The sequence below is a fragment of the Actinomadura citrea genome, assembly GCF_013409045.1.
Taxonomy (GTDB): domain Bacteria; phylum Actinomycetota; class Actinomycetes; order Streptosporangiales; family Streptosporangiaceae; genus Spirillospora; species Spirillospora citrea.
In genome coordinates, this window is sequence record NZ_JACCBT010000001.1 from 252,816 (window position 1) to 269,118 (window position 16,303).

The window sequence follows — 16,303 nt, forward strand, 5'->3', positions numbered from 1 at the left end:
TCCTCAAAAGGGACTGGAGTCCGGGGACGGGCCCCGGACGCGGGCCACGAAGCTAACCGTTGACCCGCGCGTCAGGGTCAAGCGTCCGCCGGGCCCGGCTCGGTCAGGCGGCGCGGACGGGGCGGGGTCAGGACGGCGGCGGTGAGCGTGGCGACGGCGGCGGTGACGGCGGCGAGGACGAAGCCGTGCGTGAAGCCGTCGAGGGTGTCGCCGGTGAGGCTGGCGGCCGCGACGCTGGAGATGACGGCGGCCCCGATCGAGGCCCCGAACTCGTGGAACGTGCTGACGATGCCGGACGCGATGCCGGATTCGTGCGGCGCCACCTGGCCGAGGGCCGTGGCGGAGGCGACGACGAACATCGCGCCGGTCCCGGCGCCCGCGACCGCCGTGCCGATCACGACGGTCACGGGGTGGAGGGAGACGGCGGGCAGGGCCATGCCCGCGGCGGTGGTGACGAGCCCGGCCACGGCGAGCCGGCGCGGTCCCGCCGCGGCGATCGTCCGGCCGGTGAGGCTGGCGCCGGCCATCGTCGCGACCGCGATGGGGAGGAACAGCAGGCCGGTGCGCAGCGCGCCGTAGCCCCGGGCGTGCTGGAAGTAGAACGTGCCGAGGAAGAACATCGCGATCATCAGGGCCGTGGCCGTCACGATCAGGAACGTGCCGGTGGCGACCGGACGGCGGACCAGCAGCGAGACGTCCATCATGGGCGAGCGGGCGGTCTTCTGCCTGGCGGCGAACGCCAGGTAGCCGAGCACGGCGAGCAGCACCGGCAGGCCGGTGCCGAGGCCGAGCCAGCCGTCGTCCCCGGCGCGGATGAACGCGTAGATCAGCGCGCCGGACGAGGCGGTGACCAGCAGCGCGCCGAGGACGTCGAGCCGGGGGCGGGCCGCGGCCGCCCGGTGGCGCGGCAGCATCCGGACGAGCGCGGCGAAGATCACCAGCCCGATGGGGACGTTGACGAAGAACACCCAGGGCCACCCGGGACCGGCGGTCAGCGCCCCTCCGAGCAGCACGCCGAGTGCGGCGCCGCCGCCGCCCAGCGCGGACCAGACGCCGAGCGCCTTGTTCCGCTCGTCGTCCTGGAACAGGGTGACCACGAGGGACAGGGCCGCCGGGGACAGCATCGCCGCCCCCACTCCCTGGGCGACGCGCCCGCCCAGCAGCATGGCGGCCGATCCGGCCAGGCCGGTGACCAGGGACGCCACCGTGAAGACCAGCAGGCCGGCCAGGACGACGCGCCTGGCCCCGATCAGGTCGGCGGTCCGCCCGCCGAGCAGCATGAGCCCGCCGAACGTCAGGGTGTAGGCGCTGACCGTCCAGGTCACGGCCTGGCGGCTCAGCTCCAGGTCGGCCTCCATGTGCGGCAGCGCGATCGCGACGACCGTGACGTCGAGGATCAGCATGAGCTGGGCCACGCCGAGGAATCCCAGGATGCGCCAGCGCAGCGGATGGGCCCGCGCCGCCGGGGCGTGAGTGTCTTCTGCCATCGTGTCTCCTTAACTCGTACAGTGCCATACGAGATATAGCAGATTAACCCGTACTGCGTCATACGAGTTAAGATGCGGCATGCCCTCCGCCACCACCGGCCGGCGCCGGCGCGCCGACGCCGAGCGCAACATCGCCCGCATCGTGTCCGCGGCACGCGAGTGCCTGAGCAGGGATCCGGGCGCGAGCATCGACGACATCGCCAAGGCGGCCGGTGTCGGCCGGATGACGCTCTACGGCCACTTCCGCAACCGGGCCGAACTGGTCGAGGCCGCCCTGGTCGACGCCTTGCGCGCTGGGGATGTGGTGCTGTCGGGCCTCGACCTGTCCGGCAGCCCGGCAGAGGCGCTCGCGCGGCTGGTGGAGTCCAGTTGGTCCCTCGTGGCCGAATCGAGGGCGCTGCTGGCGGCGGCCCAGGAGGCCCTTCCGGCCGGACGCGTCCGCGAACTGCACGCCGACCCGGCCGAGCGCGTCGAAGCGATCATCCGCCGGGGCCAGGAGGAAGGGGTGTTCCGTACCGACCTGCCGATCACCTGGCTGGTCAACGTCGTGCAGTACGTCCTGCACGGCGCCGCCGAGGAGACCCGCGCCGAGCGCCTGGACGCGGAGGAGACCGGCCGGGTCGTGACCGCGACGGTGCGGTCGATCCTGGCCGGGTAGCCGATCGCGGCTTTACCTCCGGGGTAATCGGTCCGTGGCGGGATGTGATGGGAGGGTCGCGGCATGGAACGAGCACTGGAGATGGCGGCGGGCGGCCGGGTGGCGTGGGGCGCGCTGGCGCTGGCCGCGCCCGGCCTCAACGTGAGGCTGGCGGGCATCGGCGACCGCGACGGCCCCGAGCTCAGGTACATGATCCGGATCTTCGGCAGCAGGGCGGTCGCCCTCGGCCTCGGCTACCTGCTGGGCGATCCGGGGGCGCGGCGGCGCTGGCGGAGGCTCTGCCTGATGGTGGACGCCTGCGACACCGCGGCCGGGGTCGTCCATGTGATCCGCGGCGACGTTCCGCGCCGGTCGGCGGCCGGCCTGGCGGCGATCACCGGCGGCTACGCCGCCCTCGGCGTCCTCGCCCTGCGCGCGGAAGGGCGACCGTCCTGACGGCCGCCCTTCCCCGTGCGGCGCGTCACCGCGTCCCGACGAACTGGTGGTCGGTGCGGACGCGGCCGTCGCCGTCCAGGTAGAGGACGTCCAGCCCGCCGCCGACGGCCTCGCCGCCGTCCGCCGTCACCATCGACCAGCGGACCCCGATCACGTGCGGCAGCAGGACGACGGGCTCCTCGGCGACCTCGAAGACGTGCTCGCCCGGCGCGACGAACATCTCGTAGGCCCTGGTCACCCGGGCGTCCAGCGCGCGGTGGCCGTGGACCTCCAGAGGCGGCGCGGGGACGGCGAGCGCCGCGGCGGCGTCCCGGACCGCCTCCGGCGGGTTGACCAGGACGTGGGTCGCGTCAGGCGCCCACACCTCGCGGATCAGCGCGCTCCGCGCCGCGGGGTCGGGCTCGTTCCACTGGGCGAGGTAGCGGTCGGCGACTCGCTTCACATCGATGTGCATGTCCGGCAGTCTGCGAGTCGCGGGGCGCGTCCGCGATTCCCTCCAGGGAATGGAGCCGGCGCGGCGATCGGTGTGGGATGGGGGCATGAGGGTGGTGGCGGAACCCGGGCAGTTCGCCCGCGACCTGCGACGCTGGCGGACGCGTCGCCGCTTCAGCCAGCTCGACCTGGCCATCAGGGCCGACACGACACAGCGCCATCTGAGCTTTCTCGAACAGGGACGCTCCCGGCCGGGCCGCACCATGGTGGTGCGGCTCGCCGAGTCGCTGGAGCTGCCGCTGCGGGAGCGCAACGGGCTTCTGCTCGCCGCCGGATACGCGCCGGTCTACACCGAGTCGGGGCTGGACGCCCCCGAACTCGGCCCGGTGCGCGAGGCCCTCGACCGCATTCTCGCCGGGCACATGCCGTACCCGGCGGTCGTCGTCCGCCCGTACGGGGAACTCGTCGCCGCGAACCCGGCGCTCGGCGTCCTCACCGAGGGCGCCGCGCCCGCCCTGCTGGAACCGCCGGTCAACGTGCTCCGCCTCGCCCTGCACCCGGACGGGATGGCCCGCCGCGTCGAGAACCTCGCCGAATGGGGCCGGCACATCACCGGCAGCCTCCGCGACACGGCCCGGCAGGTTCCCGACCCGGGCCTGACGGAGTTCATCGACGAGCTGGACGGCTACCTGCCCCCGGTGGAGTCGCCGGGCGGGCACCTCGGGTTCGCCGTCCCGCTCCGGCTGCGGGTCCCGGACGGCGAGCTGCGCCTGATCACCACGCTGACCTCGTTCGCGACCGCCGTGGACGTCACGCTGTCCGAGCTGCGTCTCGAAGCGTTCCTGCCCGCCGACGAGGCCACGGCGGCCCTCCTGCGGCGGCGGGGGTGACGTGTCAGTGGGGACGGCCCGTGCCGAGGGTTGGCAGGATGGCGGGGTGAACGAACTCGAAGAAGGCACCCGGCTCACCCTGGACTTCGACAAGCTGGCGGGCGTCGCGGCGACCGGGGCGCGGGTCGTCCCGGTGGTCCTGCAGGACGCGGGCAGCGGGGACGTCCTGTTCATCGGATACGCGAACGACCAGGCCCTCAAGGCCACGCTGGAGGAGCGGATCGCCGTCCTGTGGTCGACGTCCCGCAACGAGCTGTGGCGCAAGGGCGCGACCTCGGGGGACGTCCTCGAACTGGTCGACGTCCGCGTCAACTGCGAGCAGAACTCCCTGCTCTACCTCGTCAACCGCACCACCGGCGGCGCCTGCCACACGAACCTCCCGTCCGGGGAGCCCCGCCCCACCTGCTACTACCGCTCCGTCGCCGACGGAGGGGCGCTGCGCCACCTCCTGCAGTGACCGGCCGGGCGGGCGACCGGCCCCGGGCGGTGGACGCCGGGGCCGGACGGCCCGCGCAGCCGGTCAGGCGCGCTTAGGCGTGTAGTGCATGGCGGCGATGCCGCAGTCGAACAGGCGCGACTCCACGAGGTCGAGCCGCTGGTAGTCGCCCTCCGGGAACACCGGCATGCCCGAGCCGATCGCGGTCGGGTTGACGAACAGGTAGAGGTCGTCGAGCAGGCCCCGGGCGATCAGGTCACGGACGAGCGTGCCGCCCCCGTAGGCGATCAGGTCGCCGCCGGGGCGGGCCTTGAGCCCGTTCACGATCTCGGTGAGGTCGCCCCCCGCGACCTCGGCGTTCTTCCAGGGCGACTCGGTGAGGCCGTTCGAGATGACGACCTTGGGCGTGTTGTTCATCTGGTCGATGGCCTCCTGGGTCTCACCCTCGGGCCCCGACTCCCAGGCCGGGATGAACCCCTCGGCGAGCCTGCGGCCCAGCACGATGCAGTCCACCGGCCGCATCAGCGCGTCGATGTACCGGCCGATGTCGTCGGTCCACGGGAACGTCATCCAGTCCATCTCGCCGTTCGGGCCGGCCATGTAGCCGTCCGCGCTGACCTGCACCTGAAGCTTGAACTTCCGCATGATCTCCCCCTCGGGCTCGCGATCCACAGGTTGTTTCCTGTGCTCAGAGCTTCGCGGACACCGTTTACGGAATGTTTACGGCGGTCCGGCGGGCCCGTGGCCGCGGGCGGCGGAGGGAGGGCCGGATGCGGTCACCGTGTGGAGGGACGTCCGGCCGCCTGCCACCTTGATGACGGGCGCGCCCTGATCGACGGGCCGGGGCCGTGGGCAGGGGGCGAAGGATGCGGCGACCGATCGCGGCGGCACTGGCGGGCTCCCTCCTGCTCGGCGGCTGCGCGGGCCGCGACGCGGCGTCCATCCTCGGCGAGGAGACGCTGACCGCGGGCGTGCGGCCGGACCTGCCGGGCATCGGGTTCCGGCGCCCGGACGGCACGTTCGAGGGCCTCGACGTGGACGTGTCCCGCTACCTCGCCGCGCGGCTGGGGAAGAAGGTCCGCTTCGTCCCGGCGCTGGCGCGGGACCGGGAACGGCTGCTCCGCGACGGGGACGTCGACATGGTCCTGACGTTCTGGCTGGAGCCCGAATGGAAGCAGCGGCTCGCGTTCGCGGGCCCCTACCTCCTGTCGTACCAGGACATCCTCGTCCGGGACCGCGAGCGCGGCGTGCGCGGCGTCCGCGACCTGAAAGGGCGCAGGATCTGCGCCGTCACCGGATCGGGCGCCGCCGAGGCGGTGACGGTCGAGCGGCAGGTGCCGGCCGTGCCCGTGGCGGCGCGGTCCTACGACGAGTGCATGGGCATGCTGGCGGACGGCCGCATCGACGCCATCACCACGAACGACACCATCCTGGCCGGGCTGAAGACGCGGAAGGGCGCCGGCTTCCGGCTGCTGAACGCCCGGTTCGGCGAGCGGCGGACGGGCATCGCGATCCGGCGGGGCGACCCCGACGGCTGCGAGGCGCTCAACACGGCCATCACCCGGATGTACCAGGACGGGACGATGGCGGCGTTCATGAGCAAGTGGTTCGGCTCGTCCGGCCTGGACCTGTCGGACGTGCAGGTGCCGCAGTTCGAGGGCTGCCTGTGACCGCCGGTCACCGCCCGCCGTCGCCGCCGCCCAGGAGCGGGACGTTGGTCCGCGGGTCACCGCTCTGGGTACCGCTCTGGGTACCGCTCTGCGGGGCGCCCTTGGCGGCCCCGTTCCCTTGGGAGCCGTTCTTCTTGCTCGGCTTGCTCTGGGTGGTCGGCCGGATCGTGCCGTTGTTGTTCCCCGGGCCGCGCGGAGGTGTCGGCTTCACCTTCGGACTCGTGGTCTTCATCTTCTGACCGGGCGCGGACGTCTTGCCGTGCTCGCCGGCGGCCTTGCCCCGCCCCTCGGACGGCTCGGGCGAGGGCCCCGTCCCGGGCCGGCGCGGGGGATGGGACCCGGAGCCGCCGCCCTGCTCGCGGGTCTTGCGCTCGTGGGGCGTCGGCGAGGGCGCGGGCGCCGCGTCCTGGCCGGGGAAGTTCCCGGTCGCGAAGGCCGCGCCGCCGGACAGCAGGATCGAGCTGCCCACCACCGCGATGACCTTGGCGGTCAGGAATCGGCGCAGGGCCGCGGCCCGGGAGCGGCGGGCCGGCCGGGGCGCGGCGAGGAAGGCGGCGACGGCGGCCTCCTCTCCCGCGAGTTCGCGGGGGCGGCCGGGCGCGGAGGCGGCCGCGAGCAGCTCGCCCAGCTCGGCGTGGCCGCCGGCGCCGTCGAGCAGCCGCTCGGCGGCGCGCGGGTCCAGCCGTCCGGGCTCGGTGTCGTCGCTCATATCACCCCTTCAGCGCCGCTGCCGCCGCTTCTGTCACCGCGCACGAGGGGGCGGGTGTCCGCCGCGTCGTCGGCGGCGTCCGCGCGGGCCGCCGCCAGCCGCTCGGCGAGGCGCCGCAGCCCCCGGTAGGCGGCGGTCCGCACGGCGCCCGCGCGCTTGCCGAGCACCGTGCCCGCCGACTTGGCGTCCAGGCCCACGACGACGCGCAGCAGCACCGCCTCGGCCTGGTCCCGGGGCAGGTCGGCGATCAGGCGGAGCGCCCGCTCGGTGGCGATGCCGTCGATGGCGTCCAGCTCGGTGTCGGCATCGGCGGCCATCGCGACCAGCTCCTCGACCGGCAGGTCGGAGCCGGGGCGGCGGGACTTGCGGCGCAGGTGGTCCAGCGCCCGGTGCCGGGTGATCGTCGCGGTCCAGCCGCGGAAGCCGTCGAGGTCGCCGCGGAACGCCGGAAGGTCCCGGGCGATCTGCAGCCACGCCTCCGACGTCACGTCTTCCGCGTCCGCGCCGACGATGGCCCCGGCGAAACGGATCAGGCGGGGCTGGACATCGCGGTAGAGCATGCGGAAGGACTCCTCGTCGCCGTCCTGCGCCGCCCGCAGCGCCCGGCCGAGCTCGTCCTCGTCCACCGCGCCATTGTGCAGGCATTCCCGTTGTGGTGTGACACGTACGCGCGGGTTCGCGCTGACGGAGTGAACCCCCCGACCGGCCGACCGGCCGCCCCCCCCGCACGAGATGACGGACGAAGATGATCGGCAACGCCTCGCACGACCGGGACGAGCTCCTTGTCACCGGCCTAGCGCCGGTCGCCCCTCCCCCGACCCGGCCTCTCACGGAACCCTTCCCGCGGGAGGAGGCGGAGACGGCGCCCGTCTTCGTCGACGCGACCGGGTGGCGCGCCCGGATCGGACGCCGGCTGGGCCTGTTCGTCGGCGCGGTGCTCCTGGTGTTCCTGGGCGCGCTCGGCCTCGGCATGACCACGGGCGCCGACGTCCCGCTGACGCCGTGGAGCGAGCCGTCCGCCCAGCCGCGGGCGAAGGTGGGCCGTCCGAGCGTCCCGGCCGGGGAGGCGGGTGAGCGGGCCCCGTCCGGGCGTCCCCGGCCCACCGGGCCGGCCGCCCGGTCGCCGCGCGTGTCCGCCGGACCCGCGCAGCCGGGGGTCCCGGCGGCGCCGACGGCGCCCAGAGCGTCATCCCCGCCGACGGCGACGGCGACGGGCTCCGCCACGAGTGCCCCGGGCAACTCGCAGGCGACCCCTCCCGCGTGGGGACACAAGAAGAAGGGCCGCTGAGCATGCGGCGCGGTGAACCGCGGGGCCACTGGATCCTGCTGTCGCTCGGCGGCCTGGTGCTGGCCGTGCTCCTGTTGATGGACGGCTTCGCGGGCGGGACCGTCGGCGAGGCCCCGCGGGCCGATCCGGGGCATTCCGGACCGGCGCCGTCCCGGGTGACCGCGGGCGGTCCCGTCGTCAACCTCTCGGGCGGCGTCCCGAAGAGCCTCCGCATGCCCGCGAAGACGATCGCGCTGACGTTCGACGACGGCCCCGACCCCGAGTGGACGCCCCGGATCCTGGACGTCCTGCGCCGCCACGACGCGCGCGCCACGTTCTTCACCGTCGGCTCGCAGGTGGCCCGCGAACCGGCGCTGACCCGCCGCATCCTCCGCGAGGGCCACGAGATCGGCTCGCACACCTACACGCACGCCGACCTCGCCGCCGCGCCGCGCTGGCGGGCGCGCCTGGAGATGGACCTCACCCAACGCGCGCTGGCGGGCGCGGCGGGCGTCCACACCAGGCTGATGCGGATGCCGTACTCCTCCCGCCCGGACGGCCTGACCGCGCCGGAGTGGCGCGCGGCCGAACGGGCGGGAGAGGACGGTTACGTCGTCGTCCTCACCGATCGCGACACCGAGGACTGGGCGCGTCCCGGCACCGAGACGGTCGTCCGGCGGGCGCTGGCGGCGGGAGCGCGCGGCGAGGGCGCCGTCGTGATGCTGCACGACTCGGGCGGCGACCGGTCCGAGACGGTCGCGGCGGTCGGGCGGATCCTCGACCGGCTCCAGCCGCAGGGCTACCGCTTCACCACGCTCGCGCAGGCGCTGGGCATGCCGGCCGCCGAGGTCGCGGTGCCCGCGCGCGAGCGGGCCGTCGGCTGGACGCTGGTGGCCGCCCAGCGCGCCGCGTCCGGGCTCACCGGCACCATGGGCGCGGTGTTCGGTGTCGCGGGCCTCCTGTGCGTGCTCCGCCTCGTGGCGCTGCTGGTGTTCGCGCACGTCCACATGCGCCGGGTGCGAAGGCCCGCGGGCCGCCGGCGGCGCGCGAGCGGACCGCCGCCGCCCCCGGGCGGGCTGCCGCCGGACCCGTTCCCGCCCGTCTCCGTGGTCGTCCCCGCCTACAACGAGGAGGTCGGCATCGCGGCGACGGTCACCACGCTGCTGAACACCGACTACCCGGGCACCGTCGAGGTGATCGTGGTGGACGACGGGTCCAGCGACGGCACGGCCGCGATCGTCGAGTCCCTGGGCCTGCCCGGGCTCCATCTCCTCCGCAAGCCGAACGGCGGGAAGCCGAGCGCGCTCAACGCGGGCATGGCCGCGGCGCGGTCCGAGATCCTCGTGCTCGTGGACGGCGACACCGTCTTCCAGCGCGACACCCTCCGGCACCTGATCGCCCCCTTCGCGGACCCGGAGGTGGGCGCGGTCAGCGGCAACACCAAGGTCGCCAACCGGGGCGGCCTCCTCGGCCGCTGGCAGCACATCGAGTACGTCATCGGCTTCAACCTCGACCGGCGGATGTTCGACCTCCTGCGGTGCATGCCGACCGTGCCGGGCGCGATCGGGGCTTTCCGGCGGTCCGTCCTCGCCGAGGTGGGCGGCGTCCCGGGCGACACCCTCGCCGAGGACACCGACCTCACCATGGCGATCTGCCGCACCGGGCGGCGCGTCGTCTACGAGGAGAAGGCCCTGGCCTGGACGGAGGCGCCGTCGTCGCTGCGGCAGCTCTGGAGGCAGCGGTACCGCTGGTGCTACGGGACGATGCAGGCGATGTGGAAGCACCGCGGCTCCGTCGTCGAGCGCGGCGGGTCGGGGCGGTTCGGGCGCCGCTGCCTGCCCTACCTGACGGTGTTCCAGGTGCTGCTCCCCCTGTTCGCCCCGGCCATCGACCTGTTCGCGGTGTTCGGGCTGCTCTTCCTCGACCCGCTGGTGCCCGTCGTCTCCTGGACGCTCTTCGTCGCCGCCCAGGCCGCCGCCGGCGCCTACGCCCTGTGGCTGGACGGCGAGTCCGTCCGCCCGCTGTGGGCGCTGCCGCTCCAGCAGTTCGTCTACCGGCAGCTCATGTACCTGGTGGTCGTGCAGTCCGTGGTGACCGCGCTGCTGGGGGCCCGCCTGGGCTGGCACACCATCCGGCGGACGGGGACCTTCGCGGATTTCGGGGGCCGGGAACAATCCCCGGGGCCCATCGGTTACAGATGACAGCCGGTGTGCCTGGTGTCCCCGGGCCTCACCTATAGCCTTCACGGAATACCGTTCGGCTGGAGCCGTGTTGTGCCTTTCGCCGAGAGGCGACCCACACACCGGTGCCAGACCAAGGCCCCGCCGGGTCGCACGACCCGGCGGGGCCTGGTCGTCTCTGCGGCAGACTGGCGCCATGAGTCTCGCCGCGCACCTGGAGGAACTCGGCCGCCCGCTGGTGGACGAACAGCTCCAGCACCCCACCGTCAAGGGCATCGCCCAAGGCAACCTCGACGAGGCCGTGTTCCGGTCCTGGCTGGAGCAGGACTACCTCTTCCTGCACGACTACGTGCGGGTCTTCTCCCGCCTCGCGTGGCAGGCTCCCGACGCCCACCTGGGCGACCTGGTGGACCTGGCCCACGCCACCTTCCACGACGAGCTCGACCTGCACCGCTCCCTCTCCGCGAGCTTCTCCGCCGACCTCGACGGCGCCCGGAAGGGGCCCGCGTGCGCCGCCTACACGTCCTTCCTGCTGGACAGCGCCGCCGTGTACGGCGACGGCCTCGCGGCCCTGTACCCCTGCATGTGGGGCTACTCCACGCTGGGGCGGATCCTCGCCGAGAACCCGCCGTCCGAGCCCCGCTACCGCCGCTGGGTCGACACCTACGCCGACCCCGGCTTCGCCGACCTCGCCGCCCGCATCGCCCAGATGATCGACGAGGCGGAGCCCGATCCGGCCACCGCGGAACGCCTCTTCATGGAGGGCATGCGGCACGAGGTGGCCTTCTGGTCCGTGGAGTCCTGAGCGGTCACACGCGAGCGAGCGGGGGATAGTCGACGTAGCCCTCGGCGTGGCCGCCGTAGACGAGGTCCTCCACGGGGCGGGCCAGCGGGGCCGACGCCGCGAACCGCGCGGGGAGGTCGGGGTTCGCGATGAAGAGGCGGCCGTAGGAGAAGACGTCGGCCAGGCCCGCCGCGACGACCTCCTCACCGGCGCGCTGGGACGTCGGCTCGGGGCCGTTGAAGTTCCCGATCAGGGTGCCCGACCAGCGGGGCCGCAGGTCGGCCAGCGCCCCGTACGCGCCGCGCTCGATGACGTGCAGGTAGGCCAGGCCGGACGGGTCGAGGGCGTCCACGAGGGCGCGGTAGGTGCCCCGGGCGTCCTCCTCGGCGATCTCGTTCTCCGGGTTGTCGGGGGAGATGCGCAACCCGACGCGCTCCGGCCCGACAGCGTCCGCCACGGCCCGCACGACGTCGAGGGCGAAGCGCAGCCGGCCCTCGCGGGAGCCGCCGAACCGGTCGGTGCGCCGGTTGGTGTTCTCGGCCAGGAACTGCTGGACCAGGTAGCCGTTCGCGCCGTGCACCTCGACGCCGTCGAACCCGGCCCGGACGGCGTTGCTGGCCTCGACCGCGAACGCGGCGATCGTCTCCTCGACCTCGGCGGTCGTCATGGCGCGCGGCGTGACGTGGGGGACGTTCCCCTCGTTGGTGTGAATGCCCTCCGACCGGATGCGCACCGCCGAGGGGGCGACGGGCGTGGCGCCGCCCGGCAGGTTGAGCGGATGCGACATCCGGCCCACGTGCCAGAGCTGGGCGAAGATCGTCCCGCCCGCCTCGTGCACGGCGCCCGTCACCGCGCGCCATCCGGCGATCTGCTCCCGCGTCACCAGGCCGGGGATGCCGGGGCCGCCCTTGCCGAGCGGGTGCGGCCAGATCCCCTCGGTGACGATGAGGCCCGCCCCGGCGCGCTGCGCGTAGTACTCCCCGGTCAGCGGGTGGGGGACGCCGGTCACGTCGTCGGCCCGGCCCCGCGTCATCGGCGCCATCGCAATCCGGTTGCGCAGCCTGAGGTGCGGGCCTTCGTACGGGGCGAGCAGGGGGCTGGTCATCGTCCTCATCCCTTCGGGCGGGCGCGAGGCAACTTTCATGTACATGCATGAGTTGTATGTACATGCACATGTTGGCATTGCATGTAAACTGGCGTCAAGAGGAAGTGGGTGCGTGATGGGCGTGGACACCAAGGCCGCGGCGGACGGGGCGCTCTGGGACGGCATCGTCGTGCTGCACGGGCGGGTCGAGCACCGTCTCGCCAAGGCCCTGCAGCGCCGCCACGGGATCGGCCTGTCGGAGTACCGCGCGCTGTGCCACCTCGCCCGCGCCGAGGACGGAGAGCTGCGGATGCAGGAACTCGCCGACCTGATCGGCCTCAACCAGAGCTCGGTCAGCCGCCTGGTCGCCCGGCTGGAGTCCGCCGGCCTCACCCGCCGCGCCATGTGCCCGAAGGACCGCCGCGGCGTCTACACCGTCATCACCGACGAGGGCCGCGCCGTCCAGGACAAGGCCGCCCCCACCTACACCGAGACCCTCACCCAGGCCCTGGACGAGGCCGCCACCGACCCGAACCTCGCCCCCTTCCTCACCCGCCTCCGCCCCTGACCGCCCTCGGGGGTGGCGCTGCTCGCCTCATGCACCGACATCAGCCGGTGCGATGCGGCGATCGCAAGCGGGTCGTGGGGTGCCGGGCCCCCAGGGCCCGGCACCCCACGACCGCGATCAGGCGGAGAAACGCTTCAGGCGCAGGCTGTTGGTCACGACGAAGACCGAGGAGAAGGCCATGGCCCCTCCGGCGATCATGGGGGTGAGCAGGCCCGACGCCGCGAGCGGGAGGGCGGCCACGTTGTAGGCGAAGGCCCAGAACAGGTTGCCCTTGATCGTGCCCAGCGTGCGGCGCGCCAGCCGGATGGCGTCGGCCGCGGCGCGCAGGTCGCCGCGCACCAGGGTCAGGTCGGACGCCTCGATCGCCACGTCCGTGCCGGTGCCCATCGCCAGGCCGAGGTCGGCCTGGGCCAGCGCGGCGGCGTCGTTGATCCCGTCGCCGACCATGGCCACCGTCCGGCCCTCCGACTGGAGGCGCTTGACGACGTCCACCTTGTCCTGCGGCAGGACGTCGGCGATGACCTCCTCGATCCCCACCTCCGCGGCGACCGTGCGGGCCACCGTCTCGTTGTCGCCGGTCAGCAGGACCGGGCGCAGCCCGAGCGCGCGCAGCCGCTCGATCGCCTCCCGCGAGGTGGGCTTGACCTGGTCCGCGACGGTGATCACCGCGCGGGCCTCGCCGTCCCAGCCGACCGCGACCGCGGTGCGGCCGAGCGCCCGGGCCTTCTCCATGGCGCGTTCGAGGTCGGGCGTGAGGTGCTGCGACCACTCGGCGAGCAGCCGCGGGCGGCCCGCCAGGACGCCGTGGCCGTCCACCACGCCCTGGACGCCGAGGCCCTCGACGTTGGCGAAGTCCTCGACCGCGCCGAGGTCGCCGATCCGCTCGACGGCCCCCTTCGCGATGGCCTGGGCGATGGGGTGCTCGGACGCGTTCTCCAGCGCGCCCGCCAGCCGGAGCACGTCCTCCTCCGCGACGCCGTCGGCGGTGATGACGTCGACCAGGGCCATCCGGCCGCTGGTGACGGTGCCGGTCTTGTCCAGGACGACGGTGTCGATCGCGCGGGTGGACTCCAGCACCTCCGGGCCCTTGATCAGGATGCCGAGCTGCGCGCCGCGCCCCGTCCCGACCATCAGCGCGGTCGGGGTGGCGAGGCCGAGGGCGCACGGGCAGGCGATGATCAGCACGGCGACCGCGGCGGTGAAGGCGCCGGCGAGCGGCTCGCCGGTGCCGATCCAGAAGCCGAGCGTGCCGAGCGCCAGCGCGATCACGACCGGGACGAAGACGCCCGAGATCCGGTCGGCGAGCCGCTGCACCTGCGCCTTGCCGGTCTGCGCGTCCTCCACCAGGCGCGCCATCTGCGCGAGCTGGGTGTCGGAGCCGATCCGGGTGGCGCGCACCAGCAGCCGCCCGCCCGCGTTCACGGTCGCGCCGACCACGGTGTCGCCGGGCCCGACCTCGACCGGGACGGACTCGCCGGTCAGCATGGACGCGTCCACGGCGGACGAGCCCTCCTCGACCGTCCCGTCCGTGGCGATCTTCTCGCCGGGACGGACGACGAACAGGTCGCCCAGGGCGAGCCGGTCGACCGGGATCCGCTCCTCGCGCCCGTCCCGGACGACCGAGACCTCCTTGGCGCCGAGCTCCAGCAGGGCCCGCAGCGCGGCCCCCGCGCGGCGCTTGGAGCGCGTCTCGAAGTACCGGCCGGCGAGGATGAACATGATCACGCCGGAGGCGGCCTCCAGGTAGATGTTCATCGACCCGTCCGAACGGGTCATGGAGAACTCGAACCCGTGCTTGATGCCCAGCTCGCCCGCGGTGCCGAAGAACAGCGCCCACAGCGACCACGCGAACGCGGCCAGCGTGCCGAGCGAGATCAGCGTGTCCATGGTCGCCGCGCCGTGCCGCAGGTTGACCGCCGCGGCCCGGTGGAACGGCCAGCCCGCGTACACGACGACCGGGGCGGCGAGCGTCAGCGACAGCCACTGCCACGCCTCGAACTGGATCGCCGGGATCATCGCCATCGCGATCACCGGGACCGACAGCACCACCGCGGTGACCAGCCGCTGCCGCAGCGGGCGCAGTTCGTCGGCCGGCTCCGGGGCGGCGTCCTCGGCGGCCTTCGGCGGGGCGGGGAGGGCGGCGGAGTAGCCCGCCTTCTCTACCGTGGCGACCAGCTCCTCGGGCGACACCCCCGACCCGAACTCGACCCTGGCCTTCTCGGTGGCGTAGTTGACCGTGGCGGTCACGCCGTCCATCTTGTTGAGCTTCCGCTCGATGCGGTTGGCGCACGACGCGCACGTCATACCGCCGATCGCCAGCTCGATACGCCCGGACACAGCGTCCGTGCTCATCGCGTCCTCCTCTGCTTCGATCGTGCGGAACGTCAGTGGGTGTGGGGCTGGTCGTCGTGCCCCTGCTCGGGCTCCTCGCCCTGCTCTTGGGCGGGGACCTGCCCGGCGTGCACCGTGAACTCGGCCGTGCGGACCTTGCCGTCGTGCTTGAAGTCCAGGTACAGGCGGTACGCGCCGGAGCTGGGCGCCTCGGCGAAGAACGTGATGCCGGGACCGGGCCTGGTCTCGCCGTCACCGGGCTCCCCGTCCGGGTGGACGTGGAGGTAGGCCAGGTCGCCCTGCCGCAGAGCGACGAGGTGCCCGTAGGCCTCCAGGTACGGCTCCAGGTCGGTGACCGGCTCGCCGTCCTTGCTCACGGCGAGGGTCAGCTCGGTGGACCTGCCGGGAGTGAGGCCCCCGGTGAGCCGCACCTCGTAGCCGTCCACCTTCGCGACCTGCTCGGGCTTCGGCAGCGGCGCCGGCCGCAGGTCGCCGGGGACGAACACGTCCGTGCCGAGCGTGATCTGCCGCTTCGCGCCGGCCGGCTGGATGTCGGTGAAGAACCGGTACACGCCGGGCTTGGCCAGCGTGATCGGGACGGTCCAGACGCCGCCCCCGGCCTCGGTCGGGTGCAGGTGCTGGAAGCCGGACAGGTCGCGCCGCGCCACGATCAGGTGCAGGCGCTTGCCGTGCAGCGGCGTGAACCCGGTGACGGGCCTGCCGTCCGGTCCGTTGATCGTGAACCGGAAGTCCGTCTTCTTGCCGGAGTCGAGGACGGTCCGCTCCGGGGCCAGCGTGAAGCCGTCCTCCGACACCTGGAGCCCGCCCGGCGCGTGGGACGCCGTGCCTTCGTGTCCTCCGGCGCCGTGCCCGCCGCCCTCGCCCGCACCGCCGTGGCCCCCGCCGTTCTCATGGGACGCCATCTCCGCCGTGCCGCCGACGGGACCGACGATCTTGCCGACGCCCGCGGCGCCGCCGAAGACGACCGCCACACCCACGGCGTAGGCCCCTAGCCTGGTCGCGCTGTTCATGCCGTTTCACTCCGCTCGATGTTCCGAGGGACGCACCCCGCCCAGGGGGCGAGGCGCGGTCCGCTCATGAGGTCAGCTGGTATCCGGCCTCCTCGACGGCGTCCTTGACCCGGGCGTCGTCGAGGGGGGTTTCGCTGGTGACGGTGACCCTGCCGGACTGGAGGTCGACGTCCACGCCGGTCACACCGGTGATCTGCTCGACCTCCTCGGTCACCGAGCTCACGCAGTGGCCGCAGGTCATCCCGCTGACGGTGTAGGTGGCGGTGCTCATCGGCGTCTCCTTCGCTTATTACCCCTGGGGGGTATCTCGTCGGCCTCATGCTGCCATAACCGGACACCTG

18 protein-coding genes are annotated in these 16,303 nt (G+C 73.7%); 9 read left to right on the forward strand and 9 right to left on the reverse strand.

The window, feature by feature from the left end; translation table 11 throughout:
- Positions 1–77: 77 nt before the first annotated feature.
- On the reverse strand, positions 78–1,487 hold the full coding sequence (locus BJ999_RS01300; RefSeq protein ID WP_179831541.1) for an MFS transporter: 1,410 nt from the start codon (positions 1,485–1,487) through the stop codon (positions 78–80).
- A gap of 79 nt (positions 1,488–1,566) precedes the next feature.
- On the opposite strand from BJ999_RS01300, the gene BJ999_RS01305 reads away from it, so the two are divergent.
- Together BJ999_RS01305 and BJ999_RS01310 are read left to right on the forward strand one after the other, a co-directional pair.
- On the forward strand, positions 1,567–2,145 hold the full coding sequence (locus tag BJ999_RS01305) for a TetR/AcrR family transcriptional regulator (RefSeq protein WP_179831542.1): 579 nt from the start codon (positions 1,567–1,569) through the stop codon (positions 2,143–2,145).
- 63 nt (positions 2,146–2,208) lie between these two features.
- Positions 2,209–2,580 (forward strand): hypothetical protein, encoded by a 372-nt coding sequence (locus BJ999_RS01310; protein WP_179831543.1) that lies wholly within the window; start codon positions 2,209–2,211, stop codon positions 2,578–2,580.
- A gap of 25 nt (positions 2,581–2,605) precedes the next feature.
- On the opposite strand, the gene BJ999_RS01315 is transcribed toward BJ999_RS01310, so the two are convergent.
- A complete protein-coding gene (locus BJ999_RS01315) occupies positions 2,606–3,034 on the reverse strand; it encodes a hypothetical protein (protein WP_179831544.1) in 429 nt (142 codons plus the stop codon).
- A gap of 85 nt (positions 3,035–3,119) precedes the next feature.
- Between BJ999_RS01315 and BJ999_RS01320 the strand changes: the two genes are divergently transcribed.
- On the forward strand, positions 3,120–3,902 hold the full coding sequence (locus BJ999_RS01320) for a helix-turn-helix domain-containing protein (RefSeq protein ID WP_179831545.1): 783 nt from the start codon (positions 3,120–3,122) through the stop codon (positions 3,900–3,902).
- A 46-nt stretch (positions 3,903–3,948) separates the two neighbouring features.
- Positions 3,949–4,359: a phosphoribosyl-AMP cyclohydrolase gene (locus BJ999_RS41645; RefSeq protein WP_179831546.1), complete on the forward strand. Its 411-nt coding sequence runs from the start codon at positions 3,949–3,951 to the stop codon at positions 4,357–4,359.
- A gap of 63 nt (positions 4,360–4,422) precedes the next feature.
- On the opposite strand, the gene BJ999_RS01330 is transcribed toward BJ999_RS41645, so the two are convergent.
- Positions 4,423–4,983 (reverse strand): dihydrofolate reductase family protein, encoded by a 561-nt coding sequence (locus BJ999_RS01330; protein WP_179831547.1) that lies wholly within the window; start codon positions 4,981–4,983, stop codon positions 4,423–4,425.
- Between the two features lie 221 nt (positions 4,984–5,204).
- Here BJ999_RS01330 and BJ999_RS01335 point away from each other — a divergent pair, with 221 nt between their 5' ends.
- Positions 5,205–6,008 (forward strand): transporter substrate-binding domain-containing protein, encoded by an 804-nt coding sequence (locus BJ999_RS01335; RefSeq protein WP_179831548.1) that lies wholly within the window; start codon positions 5,205–5,207, stop codon positions 6,006–6,008.
- A 7-nt stretch (positions 6,009–6,015) separates the two neighbouring features.
- Here BJ999_RS01335 and BJ999_RS01340 read toward each other — a convergent pair whose 3' ends face one another.
- Together BJ999_RS01340 and BJ999_RS01345 are read right to left on the reverse strand one after the other, a co-directional pair.
- Positions 6,016–6,717, reverse strand: coding sequence for a hypothetical protein (locus tag BJ999_RS01340; protein WP_179831549.1), 702 nt, complete (start codon positions 6,715–6,717; stop codon positions 6,016–6,018).
- A complete protein-coding gene (locus tag BJ999_RS01345; protein WP_229810168.1) occupies positions 6,714–7,343 on the reverse strand; it encodes an RNA polymerase sigma factor in 630 nt (209 codons plus the stop codon). Before BJ999_RS01345 ends, BJ999_RS01340 begins: the two co-directional genes overlap by 4 nt.
- A 119-nt stretch (positions 7,344–7,462) precedes the next feature.
- Here BJ999_RS01345 and BJ999_RS01350 point away from each other — a divergent pair, with 119 nt between their 5' ends.
- The 3 genes from BJ999_RS01350 (at position 7,463) to BJ999_RS01360 (ending at position 10,969) form a co-directional block, all read left to right on the forward strand.
- The gene (locus BJ999_RS01350; RefSeq protein ID WP_179831550.1) at positions 7,463–8,005 is read left to right on the forward strand and encodes a hypothetical protein; all 543 of its coding nucleotides are present in this window, start codon (positions 7,463–7,465) and stop codon (positions 8,003–8,005) included.
- 2 nt (positions 8,006–8,007) lie between these two features.
- Positions 8,008–10,185, forward strand: coding sequence for a bifunctional polysaccharide deacetylase/glycosyltransferase family 2 protein (locus tag BJ999_RS01355; RefSeq protein ID WP_179831551.1), 2,178 nt, complete (start codon positions 8,008–8,010; stop codon positions 10,183–10,185).
- 175 nt (positions 10,186–10,360) lie between these two features.
- Entirely contained in the window at positions 10,361–10,969 is a 609-nt protein-coding gene (locus tag BJ999_RS01360) for a TenA family protein (RefSeq protein ID WP_179831552.1), read from the forward strand.
- Positions 10,970–10,973: 4 nt separating this feature from the next.
- Here BJ999_RS01360 and BJ999_RS01365 read toward each other — a convergent pair whose 3' ends face one another.
- Positions 10,974–12,053, reverse strand: a complete 1,080-nt coding sequence (locus tag BJ999_RS01365) for an alkene reductase (RefSeq protein WP_229810169.1) — start codon at positions 12,051–12,053, stop codon at positions 10,974–10,976.
- Between the two features lie 115 nt (positions 12,054–12,168).
- Between BJ999_RS01365 and BJ999_RS01370 the strand changes: the two genes are divergently transcribed.
- Positions 12,169–12,600: a MarR family winged helix-turn-helix transcriptional regulator gene (locus BJ999_RS01370; RefSeq protein ID WP_179838266.1), complete on the forward strand. Its 432-nt coding sequence runs from the start codon at positions 12,169–12,171 to the stop codon at positions 12,598–12,600.
- Positions 12,601–12,717: 117 nt separating this feature from the next.
- Here BJ999_RS01370 and BJ999_RS01375 read toward each other — a convergent pair whose 3' ends face one another.
- The 3 genes from BJ999_RS01375 to BJ999_RS01385 all read right to left on the reverse strand — a co-directional run bounded on the left by BJ999_RS01375 (position 12,718) and on the right by BJ999_RS01385 (position 16,233).
- Entirely contained in the window at positions 12,718–14,952 is a 2,235-nt protein-coding gene (locus BJ999_RS01375) for a heavy metal translocating P-type ATPase (protein ID WP_179831553.1), read from the reverse strand.
- 32 nt (positions 14,953–14,984) lie between these two features.
- Positions 14,985–15,962, reverse strand: a complete 978-nt coding sequence (locus tag BJ999_RS01380; RefSeq protein WP_179831554.1) for a hypothetical protein — start codon at positions 15,960–15,962, stop codon at positions 14,985–14,987.
- 64 nt (positions 15,963–16,026) lie between these two features.
- Complete coding sequence (locus BJ999_RS01385; RefSeq protein ID WP_179831555.1) at positions 16,027–16,233, reverse strand: heavy-metal-associated domain-containing protein; 207 nt, start codon at positions 16,231–16,233, stop codon at positions 16,027–16,029.
- Between the last annotated feature and the right edge of the window lie 70 nt (positions 16,234–16,303).